Here is a 3,054-nt window from a genome sequence, read left to right on the forward strand (position 1 = left end):
CTTGACCTCACAACACTAAACACCAAACACATCAGACAAAACTCATAGACGATACGCAAGCATAACGAAAACAAAAATCGTAACTCAAGAGAAATCAACTATCTCACACAGCCACATATATAAACCCGCCAGCCAAACACCACCCAAAACTCGCGCCACATTAAACGATACAAGTTGCGAGTAAACTAAATACGTTACGATTACGAAGTTACGTAAGGAATACTTAAAAAGCTAAGGAATAGCATGAATAACAGCGAAAAGACGCAAGAAGTAGCAGCCAAAATCGACGCACAAACCGAAGAACAAGCCGACGCACACAAAGCCGCCGCAAGCCGCGTAGAGCAAATGTACGAGTACGGCTACCGCAAGTCAAACTACGGCCCAGACGAGCTTGTAACTGATGCTCATGGCAATCCGATTAGCGTTATGGACGCCATGCTCAGCGCCGACGACGCTGCGCGCACCGAAACGCACACGCCTCACCTTTGCTTCTACTCCCCTCGTATTCCAGGAAATACCGGTTCTGCGATTCGTCTTTGCGCTGTAACCGGCACGATTTTGCACTTGGTTGAGCCGCTTGGTTTTAATTTGCACGATACTAAGTTGCGTCGCGCAGGTTTGGATTATCACGATATGGCTCACGTTGTTTTGCATCCTAATTTTGAGAATTTAGTTGAGTCGATGCCAAATTCGCGAATTATTGCGTTTACTGCAAATGCCACAAAACTTTATACCGAAATTGAGTATAAGCCGAACGATATTCTGCTTTTTGGTCCAGAACCTGGAGATATTCCAGATCCGATGGATGTTATGGCTGGTCCACATGTTGCCGAACAGGTACGCTTGCCTATGCGCCCGTCACTCCGCAGTCTGAATCTTACGAATTGCGCTTCTATTGCCGTATACGAAGCGTGGAGGCAGCTCGGTTTTGCAGGCGGAAAGTAGTCACGAATTACACGACGTTTACATCATTGAGCATGCAACACAATCCACAATCTCTCCCGAAAGAATCTCTCCCGAAAGAATCTCTCCCGAAGGCACATCTCCCGAAAGCACATCTCACCGAGGACTCTCTTCAGGAAGAACATCTCCCCGAAAAATCTCCTCAATCATTGCGCGAATTGGCATCACTTACACGCAATAGCGTTGCACTTTTTTGGCACAATTGCGCACGCGATTTGCCTTGGAGATTTGGGCGCACTACCCCTTGGGGTGTTCTTGTGTGCGAAGTGATGAGCCAACAAACGCAAATGAGCCGCGTTGTACCATATTGGCTCACTTGGATGCAAACTTGGCCAGATGCACAATCGCTAGCACACGCTACGAGTGCTGAAATTATTACGGCTTGGGGTCGCCTCGGGTATCCTCGACGTGCATTGCGTTTACAATCTTGCGCCAAAGTTGTAGCAGAAACATATCACAATAAGCTGCCACGCACTTATGAGGAACTTACTGCCTTGCCAGGTGTAGGCGATTACACAGCCAGTGCGGTACTCAGTTTTGCTTATGGTAAGCACATTGCGGTGGTTGATACGAATATTCGCCGCGTGCTTGTGCGCGCTTTCACTGGGACTGAATCGCATGGCGGTAGCACAACGCAATCTGACCGCGAGCTTGCTGCAGCGGTATTGCCGGAAGATAATCACAGCGCTACCAGCGCTACCAATGCTACTAACGCTACTAACGCTTCCAGCGCTACCTGCACTTCATCTGTTTGGAATCAAGCAATTATGGAAATTGGCGCTACCATTTGCACAGCACAATCTCCGCAATGCACTGTATGCCCTTTGCAAACGTGGTGTCGTTTCAAAGCTGCTGGATTTCCAGGTCTTGGCGTACGTCGCACCCGTCCCCAGCAACATTTTGCCGGCACCAATCGGCAAGTGCGCGGCATTATTTTGCAAGCCTTACGTGAAGCACATAGAAAACAACAAGTATTGCAACATAGCGAAATCAGCAATTTATGGTCGAATCAAGCGCAACTTGGTGAATGCATTGCTTCACTCGATCATGACAGACTTATTACCATATTGCCAGATGGTACTTTAACACTACCTTAAGCAACTAAGTGAGTGAGTAAGTAAGTAAGTAATTACGCTGCTTTTATAACTCTTTAATGAACAATGTAATTACTTTTGTAAGTAAGTTTATCCTGTGTAGTTTGTAGTTGCATATAATTCGTCTCATCGACGTATGTATTACAATAGTAAGTATGTCAATGCCAACTACGTCACCACGCGATCCGCATAGCAAAGCGAGCACAATATTGCCGCGTAAGCAAAAGCGCAAGCCTGTACGTAAGATGAGTGCAGAACGACGCAGAATGTATCGTCGCCGCAGGATTGTGGTTGGCATTGCTTTGCTGTTGTTGTTGACATTGGCAGTGTTTTGCATTATCAGTTTAGGAAAAGGTCTTGCTGCTATTGGCAATGCAATTGCTGGTCATGAAGTTACTGTAGCGCGTAAATCTGTTCCTGATCCGCGTCCAGTTGGTTTAACTCCTCGCTGTAATGCTCGAGATATTCGCCTTGAACTTTCCGCTAAATCTCAAACTGTTCCTATGGGAGGCAGTGTTGAATTAACTGAGAGATTTATGTATGAGGGTAATACTTCATGTCTTATTGACGCTTCTAATATGAATGCTGTGCTAACTATCAACGCAAGTAACTCTGCAGCTCAAAATCAAAATGCGAAAGATAGTAAAACACATAAAAATAACGAAAATGCTGCTAACTTAAATAATACAGACTACTTATCTCATGCAATATGGCGATCTGACAGTTGTGACTCTGCATTAAAGCCGCTGCTTATGGCGAAGGGTGATCATTTCGAGAAGAAAATTACTTGGAATACCAATACTACCGTCGGAAAAGGCTGTAGTGCGGATGAAGATTTACCGAAGGTGGATCGCGGCACATACGTTGCGCGGCTTGAGCATAAGCGCGTACCGGGACTTCACAGCGAGCCAGTGCTCATTAACGTGCAGTAGGATTCACGCACGCGACGACCTGCTTGAGCGTAACACTCCAAACGCGAGAGAATCATCTCGCATTT

Annotated in this window: 3 protein-coding genes; all 3 read left to right on the forward strand. The window is 46.2% G+C overall.

Going from position 1 to position 3,054, the window contains the following annotated elements:
• The first annotated feature begins 243 nt into the window (after positions 1 to 243).
• The 3 genes from HMPREF3208_RS01450 to HMPREF3208_RS01460 all read left to right on the forward strand — a co-directional run bounded on the left by HMPREF3208_RS01450 (position 244) and on the right by HMPREF3208_RS01460 (position 2,989).
• Positions 244 to 945 carry a tRNA (cytidine(34)-2'-O)-methyltransferase gene (locus HMPREF3208_RS01450; protein ID WP_081091150.1) on the forward strand — a complete coding sequence of 234 codons (702 nt, stop codon included), beginning with the start codon at positions 244 to 246 and terminating at the stop codon, positions 943 to 945.
• A 32-nt stretch (positions 946 to 977) separates the two neighbouring features.
• Positions 978 to 2,060 (forward strand): HhH-GPD family protein, encoded by a 1,083-nt coding sequence (locus tag HMPREF3208_RS01455; protein ID WP_230953042.1) that lies wholly within the window; start codon positions 978 to 980, stop codon positions 2,058 to 2,060.
• A gap of 158 nt (positions 2,061 to 2,218) precedes the next feature.
• Positions 2,219 to 2,989 (forward strand): hypothetical protein, encoded by a 771-nt coding sequence (locus HMPREF3208_RS01460; RefSeq protein WP_016637159.1) that lies wholly within the window; start codon positions 2,219 to 2,221, stop codon positions 2,987 to 2,989.
• Positions 2,990 to 3,054: the final 65 nt, after the last annotated feature.

Source organism: Gardnerella vaginalis (assembly GCF_001546485.1).
GTDB lineage: Bacteria > Actinomycetota > Actinomycetes > Actinomycetales > Bifidobacteriaceae > Bifidobacterium > Bifidobacterium vaginale_D.

Coding starts and splice junctions, on each gene's coding strand:
- HMPREF3208_RS01450 (WP_081091150.1), top strand. CDS start 244: ATGAATAACAGCGAAAAGACGCAAGAAGTAGCAGCCAAAATCGACGCA.
- HMPREF3208_RS01455 (WP_230953042.1), top strand. CDS start 978: ATGCAACACAATCCACAATCTCTCCCGAAAGAATCTCTCCCGAAAGAA.
- HMPREF3208_RS01460 (WP_016637159.1), top strand. CDS start 2,219: ATGCCAACTACGTCACCACGCGATCCGCATAGCAAAGCGAGCACAATA.